At 43.4% G+C, this 7,538-nt stretch carries 6 protein-coding genes; 4 read left to right on the top strand and 2 right to left on the bottom strand.

What is annotated here, in order from left to right:
• Window positions 1-1,799: dynamin family protein (locus tag RMO55_RS19235; protein WP_310429305.1), on the top strand; the 1,799-nt coding region annotated here is incomplete at its 5' end.
• Window positions 1,800-1,801: 2 nt separating this feature from the next.
• On the top strand, window positions 1,802-3,451 hold the full coding sequence (locus RMO55_RS19230; protein WP_310429303.1) for a dynamin family protein: 1,650 nt from the start codon (window positions 1,802-1,804) through the stop codon (window positions 3,449-3,451).
• A gap of 28 nt (window positions 3,452-3,479) precedes the next feature.
• On the opposite strand, the gene RMO55_RS19225 is transcribed toward RMO55_RS19230, so the two are convergent.
• Window positions 3,480-3,659, bottom strand: coding sequence for a hypothetical protein (locus RMO55_RS19225; protein WP_310429301.1), 180 nt, complete (start codon window positions 3,657-3,659; stop codon window positions 3,480-3,482).
• Window positions 3,660-3,807: 148 nt separating this feature from the next.
• Between RMO55_RS19225 and RMO55_RS19220 the strand changes: the two genes are divergently transcribed.
• The gene (locus tag RMO55_RS19220) at window positions 3,808-5,397 is read left to right on the top strand and encodes a type II CAAX endopeptidase family protein (RefSeq protein ID WP_310429299.1); all 1,590 of its coding nucleotides are present in this window, start codon (window positions 3,808-3,810) and stop codon (window positions 5,395-5,397) included.
• A 35-nt stretch (window positions 5,398-5,432) separates the two neighbouring features.
• Here RMO55_RS19220 and RMO55_RS19215 read toward each other — a convergent pair whose 3' ends face one another.
• Window positions 5,433-5,954: a hypothetical protein gene (locus RMO55_RS19215; protein WP_310429297.1), complete on the bottom strand. Its 522-nt coding sequence runs from the start codon at window positions 5,952-5,954 to the stop codon at window positions 5,433-5,435.
• 330 nt (window positions 5,955-6,284) lie between these two features.
• Here RMO55_RS19215 and RMO55_RS19210 point away from each other — a divergent pair, with 330 nt between their 5' ends.
• Window positions 6,285-7,469 (top strand): aspartate aminotransferase, encoded by a 1,185-nt coding sequence (locus RMO55_RS19210; protein WP_310429295.1) that lies wholly within the window; start codon window positions 6,285-6,287, stop codon window positions 7,467-7,469.
• Window positions 7,470-7,538: the final 69 nt, after the last annotated feature.

Genomic DNA, 7,538 nt, shown 5'->3' with positions numbered 1-7,538 from the left:
CCTTAATCGGCGAGAATATCTTACCCAGCGATGTCAATCCCTGCACGGCGTTGTTGACGGTGTTGCGCTATGGAGAGCAGAAAAAAGTTACCGTACATTTTAAAGATGGTAAGCCGCCTGAGTCGATCGATTTCAGTGCGTTTAAAACTAAATACACGATCGATCCGGCGGAAGCGAAGAAATTAGAAGAGAGCAACAAACCTGCTTTCCCCGATGTGGACTATGCCGTTGTGGAATATCCACTAGAGTTACTATCGAAAGGAATTGAAATTATCGATAGTCCCGGTTTGAATGATACCGAAGCGCGGAATGAATTGTCGCTGGGATATCTCAATAATTGTCATGCGGTGTTATTCGTCCTCAGTGCTTCGCAACCATGTACCTTAGGCGAACGTCGCTATTTGGAAAACTATATTAAAGATCGCGGTTTGAGCGTGTTCTTTTTAGTTAATGCGTGGGATCGGGTGAAAGAGTCGCTAATCGATCCCGATGATGCCACAGAACTAGCCGAAGCCGAAGGCAAATTAAATCGGGTATTTAAAGCTAACTTAGCTGAATATTGCGCCGTCGATGGTTACGATATCTACGACGAGCGCGTATTTCCCCTATCTTCAATTACCGCCCTCCGCCGCCGAATTAAAGATAAAGCAGCCGATCTCGATGGCACGGGTTTCCCACCATTTATCAATGCACTCAACACATTTTTAACTCAAGAGCGGGCGATTGCCGAATTGCGTCAAGCGCGGATTATTGCCAAGCAAACTTGCAGCCACGTCTCCGAAGCCGTCGCGCGCAGAATTCCGCTTTTAGATACGAATGTCGTCGAACTCAAAGCTAAAATTGAAGCGATCGAACCCCAATTCATTCAGTTACAATCGATTCGCGATGTCTTCCGCGATGATATCCGCCGCGTGCGCGATCGTCAAGCCCGATCGATCGCCGATTCAATGAAGACTTATTTACTGACATTAGAAGATACTTTCGACAAAGATTTCCAGGCTTATCAACCTTCAGATCTACAATTCTTAGACTTCTTTAGCGATAGTAAGCGCGAACAATTCAACCAGTCAGCTCAAAAAGGCTTCCAGCAGTACGTTAATGATAAATATGCTGTGTGGACGCTCGCAGCTCAAAAGGAACTCACAGGAGCTTTTACAGAGCTATCCGAGCAAGCCAAAAAACATGGCGTGAATTATCAGAATATCACTCACGAGATGGCGGAAAAACTGACAGGTAAAATTCATACCCGCAATAACTCCCTCGAAGATGATGGTACGCCAGCTTGGGCAAAATGGGCAATGGGTTTATTCTCTCTGGCTACTGGGAACTTTGCGGTTGCGGCTCTAGCCGTTGGTGGTTTTAATTTCCAGAGTATTATGCTCAACATCTTTACAACTGCTGGTATTATGCTGGTATTTGGTGCAATGCTCGGCCCGATCGGGATTATGGCAGCTAGTATCGGTGTTGCGGCTTTTCAAGTCGATCATGCACGGAAATATTTTAGTCAGGAAATAAAAAAACAATTAGTCATCAAATTACCAGAGATTTCGAGAGAACAATGGCAACCGATTTATAGTGCAGTGCAAGAGTGTTTTGATAGCTACGAACGCGAAGCGATCGAACGGATCGATGATGATATTAAAACTCGCAAAGGTGAGCTACAAAATCTCGTAAAACAGAAAGAATCTCAGGAGATAGATCGAGTTACAGAGGTAAATCGGTTGCAAAAATTTGAAGATGATATCTTGAGCGAGTCGCTATCGATCGAGAATTTCTATCAAGGATTCTTAAATGATTAACTATGAACTCATCACTTCTAACTCATCTCCAAACTGCGGCTAGCAAGCTAGAAATCGAACCAACATCGAGATTGGGTAACGATCTCCAAACGCTGGTAAATAAAGCAGATAGATCGAATTATCAAATTGCCGTATTCGGCCCATTTAATCATGGCAAATCAACTTTATTGAATGCAATCTTGGGTAACAAAACATTACCAATCGATCTAATTCCGACGACAGGTGCGGCGATTAAGGTAGTCTATGGGGAGAAATTAGCAACTAAAATTACCTTGACAAATGGACAAGTAATTTCGGCTAAGAATACCGATATTTTAACTGAATTTGCTACCTTAGATGACGATCGACGGATGCGGGATGATGTATTAGAAGTAGAAGTGAGTTTTCCCCATCCATTTTTACAAACTGGGGTAGAATTAATCGATTTACCAGGTACGAACGATCGAGATGAGCAGGATAAATTAGTACGCGATCGATTATTGGCGGCGGATTTGGTTGTTAATGTTTTGGACGTTCGCAAACTGATGACTTTAGGAGAACGCGAACATCTCCGCGATTGGTTAGAAAATCGGGGGATTAATACCGTGGTATTCGTGGCTAATTTTACGAATATGTTAGAGCCAGAAGAACAGCGAGAAATTCAACATCGCTTGCGATTTGTGGCGGAGAGTTTTCGATCCCAATTACCACCAGGAATTAGCAATCTTTATCGGGTTGACGCTCTACCCGCTCTCCGCGCTCGACTGAAGGGTGATGATGCAACTTTGCATACATCTGGCTTGTCATCGTTTATTTCTGCACTTCAATCAATTGTATCTCACCAAAAAGAAGAACTAGCTGAAGTTCGCTTACCAGTATTGAGATCGATCGGCTCGGAAATTCAACAGTTATTACAAGCACAAATTGCTAATTTAAGTACAAAAATTAATGAGAATATTGCCAAAAGAGAGCGAGAATTAACACTCAAACGTCAAGCTCAACAACTAATCCAAACAGGGTGGGAAACTAGCCTCAAAGAAATCGAACAGTGGGTGTATTTACCAAATTTAATTAGCTTTTATCAATCTCCCCTAACTACAGCCATTAAACGAGGTGAATTTCCCAATTGGGAGTCGAGTAATGTCCGCCCACGCTTGCAACATTCTCAAAAAGAAATTAATGATTGGATTGCCAAAGCCGAGAGTTTTTTTAATACCCCATCAGTCGAGCCATTAACGATCGATCTACCCGAACCACCTGAAGTATTATTACCCGAACCTTCAAGTTCACCACCACCCACACGGACATCTTCCTTGGAGGGGTTTACTCCCGCCGCAATTGCTACCGGATTAGGCTGGGTATTGGGTGGACCATTAGGTGCAGTTGTTGCTGGCAGTGCGACGACGATCGCTGGTAAAATGTCTGGAGAGCGATCTCCCAATCTTATCGATAATTCTCCCGAAATATTTGCAGCTTATAACGATGCTGCGGCTGATTATTTATTGAGATTGAATACCGAGATCGTGGAAATAATTAAAGCCTATCGCTTGCGAGCAATTGTGGTAATTAATCCAGAGATAAAAGTCGATTGTCAGATCGATCCTCAAGAACAAGAAAAATTGATAAATTTAAAACAGTGTTTGACCGATATATCATTTCATTCTGAGTCGTAATTTTTGCGATCCAACACACCCTACAAGATTATCGTTTAGTAATTAGAATACTGTAAGTAAAAAAAGTTGAGATTGTCAGCACAATTAATCCTAACAATATGCCACCTGGCATAAATGTAACAACTCCAAAACCACGTAATAAATAGACTAAGATGCTCAGACCTAAAGTAATACTAAAAAGATAGGCAAACTTCTGAGTTAACGGCATATAATAACGATCTGGCTGTAAATCCTAATTACTATTTTAACAAATATCGGTAGTCTAACCCTCCCAATCCCTAGAAGGGCAGGTTTTAAACTCAATCTCTAGCTTCGTTTGATTCCATCGTATAAACCTGCCCCTCCGCCCTAATTTAATGAGTCTCGATCTTAACAAGCTCACCTCTTTTCAATCGCTCAGACGCATTTTACTAAGCGTGCTGACAGTCTTTTTCCTACTCCAGCTCGTCTCATCACTGATCGCGACGATCGATCGACCCCAGATTCAAGGTAAATTCGAGTTATACCAAACCAATCTTGTTTTAGTCGCATCTGAATGGAAACCTACCAGCGATGCCGAGGGATTAGGTGCAGTACAGAAAGCAATTGTTGGGACAGACTTTCTCAAATCGGCTACCGAGCAGTACGAAACTGCGAGAGAAACCGATGTCCAGTCGATCGACAAGCTCAATCGTAGTTTAGCAGATTTAGCTACGGTAGCTACCGATGAAAAGGTGAAACTACAAGCCGATCTTATTAATAAGACAATTTCCGCAGCACAGCTCGAAATCGATAAAATCGATCTGCGGATTGGGATTTTACAAGCAGCAAGAAAACAACCAGATCGAGCAATTAAGACTTGGCAAAAAGTCGTTACTACTTCACAGCAATCGACATCTAAAAATGTTGCCGCATCATTAATCGATCTTTGGCGCGAACCATCAGGGATTAATCAAAATACAGCACCGCAGATCGAAACTGAAATTACGTCTAATTTTGATGGCTGGTTTCGCGATCGAGTCGAATCTCAACTATATACAGATTTAGGTGACAAGGCTGAATTAGCCCAGCTCGAACAAATAGAACAATTAAAGTCGAAAAATGCCTTAATTAAACTAGTTGCCAACACAGTCCCCCGAATATTAATTGGTGTAAGTGGCGTAGGTTTAATTATCTTTTTCACGATTAGATTTATTATTCGCCTAATTCAGCAACGAGCAGATCGATCGATCTCAACGATATTACTCGAAAATATTAACACTCCTTGGTCTTCGCCCTGGGATTGGGAGATTGTTTGGCAAGTATTTATAGTTGGCTTCTTTTTCTTCGGACAATTTCTGTTACCTATTTTATTTGCTAAATTTCTCAAGCCAGCGATATTAACTACTCAAGGACAAGGAATTTATGTATTTACTAGTTATATCTTAATGGCTAGCTTGGCAATTGGCGTATTGTACTTATCGATTAAATCTTACTTCCCACTGCCACCAGACTGGTTTAAATTTAACTGGAAATCTAACTGGTTATTATGGGGGATTGGTGGCTACTTAGTCGCAACACCAATCGTAATTGTTGTATCATTAATCAATGAGAAAATTTGGCAAGGACAGGGTGGTAGTAACCCACTGCTCCAGATTGTTCTTGAAGGTAAAGACTCGATCGCACTGCTACTATTTTTCCTCACTGCGGCAGTCGCTGCACCACTATTTGAGGAATTCTTATTCCGAGGATTTCTGCTACCTTCATTGACCCGCTATGTACCTGTATGGGCAGCGATCGGGATTAGTGGATTACTGTTTGGCATCGCCCATCTAAGTCTATCCGAAATCGTGCCATTAACAACCCTCGGCATCATCTTAGGTATTGTCTATGTCCGCACTCGCAATCTATTAGCATCGATGTTATTACATAGCCTCTGGAACAGTACCACTTTAGTTAGTTTATATATTCTAGGCAGTGGCAACTAATCATTGACCATTCACTATCCACTATTCAGCATCTCCTACTTAACTTGAAGCTGATAAGTAGTTTTGACTTGAGTATTGCTAGTCATCAGCCCATTAAATTTCCAGCGGAGATAGTTATAAGAAGTCGCAGGTGCTGCTTGCGTACCGACCATTGGTTTAGCAAAAAACGTTTTGCCACCGTCGATACTAAACAACAATTCAGCACCATCGATCGCCATTGCAGTATCTTTGAGATAGTTAGTTCCCCTAGGAATCGGTTGTTTTAAGATCAGATTTTTGAGCGGGCAACGACTATTATTTTTAGCGACGACAGTGTACTTTATCACATCTCCAGGTCTAACAGATGCTTTTCCAGCAATAGGTTGGAAAATATCTTTGTTATCTTTGGTCACTTTTTTATCGGCTTTAAGAGTGAGCGCGACACGCTGGGCTACAGGCTGAGGATCGACACAAGTTCTCGAAGTACGTGGTTGAGCATTTACGGGAAATTGCGGGGTAATTAATGTAGTTGAAATTATGCTCATGCTACTGAGAATGACGATCGAGAACTTGGACATGATAATCTTTAAATTAAGCGATGAGTAGATATACTGTTGAGACGATCGAACACCAGATAAAGTTGCCAGATTCGGATTAGAGGGTAGAGGGTGGATAATGAATAGTGAATTTTAAGCCACAAGGGTTTCCCGAAACTCTACCTCCACTGATAACTCGCATATGACTAGCAACTCATGTTAATAGCGATTGGGCACAGCCTACTCTGTGCATAACGGCAGGCTAACGCCAACGTGACCGAACCTGATATCCTAGAAACACGCACTTCGCTACGATGCTCTTTCAAGAGAGGTTGCGCCCACGATTGCACTGCATCAATAACATTATAGACAATGACCTTAGACTGGATTAGCCCCGCCGAACGCCTCCAATCCTTGCCTCAATACGTATTTGCTCGGCTGGATGAACTCAAAGCCAGTGCTCGGAGTCAGGGCGTAGATCTGATTGACTTGGGGATGGGAAATCCAGATGGTGCCGCGCCTGCGCCTGTAATTGCGGCGGCGAAGGATGCCTTAGACGAAGCAACTAATCATGGTTATCCCCCCTTTGAAGGGACTGCTAGCTTTCGGGCTTCGATCGCCAACTGGTATTATCGTCGTTATGGTGTCACCCTCGATCCCAATAGTGAGGCTCTACCCCTGCTCGGTTCTAAGGAAGGTTTGGCACATCTCGCCCTTGCTTATATCAATCCTGGCGATACCGTTCTAGTACCCAGTCCATCATACCCCGTTCACTTTCGGGGGCCAGCGATCGCGGGTGCGAATATCCATAACATCATCCTCAAACCCGAAAATGATTGGGAAATCGATCTCAATGATATCCCTGAAGATGTAGCCCGCAAAGCTAAAATTCTGTTCTTCAACTACCCCAGCAATCCCACAGGCGCAACCGCGCCGCGATCCTTCTTTGAAGATGTCGTCGCCTTCGCCCACGAGTACAAAATTATGCTGGTTCACGATCTCTGCTATGCGGAACTCGCCTTCGATGGCTACAAGCCCACCAGCCTGCTAGAAATCCCTGGCGCGAAGGAAATCGGTGTGGAGTTCCATACGCTCTCCAAAACCTATAATATGGCAGGCTGGCGCGTCGGATTTGTGGTTGGAAATAGTCAGATTATTCAGGGACTCCGCAAGCTCAAAACCAACCTCGATTACGGTATTTTTTCCGCACTCCAAACCGCCGCTCAAACTGCGCTAGAACTTCCCGATGAATATGTCACCCAAGTTCAAACCCGCTATCGTGAACGTCGGGATTTTATGATTAATGGGTTGGCTAAATTAGGCTGGAAAATTAAACCCACCAAAGCCACGATGTATCTGTGGATTCCCTGCGCGGTGGGTTGGAATTCTACCGACTTTGCGCTGATGGTATTGCAACGCACGGGTGTGGTGTTTACGCCTGGAAATGCCTTTGGAATTGGCGGCGAAGGATATGTCCGAATTAGTCTCATCGCCGATCTCGACAGGTTGGGTGAAGCGATTCAACGACTTGTAGATGCTGGAATTCGCTACGAGTAAATCTACCATTACGGCAATATCCCCGACTTCTCAAAGAAGTCGGGGATATGTCACACAGATTAATTATGA

It is taken from the genome of Chamaesiphon sp. VAR_48_metabat_135_sub (assembly GCF_031418915.1).
Classification (GTDB): Bacteria; Cyanobacteriota; Cyanobacteriia; order Cyanobacteriales; family Chamaesiphonaceae; genus Chamaesiphon.
The sequence above is the reverse complement of the archived record's forward strand: the minus strand, read 5'-3'. Positions and strand labels throughout refer to the sequence as shown.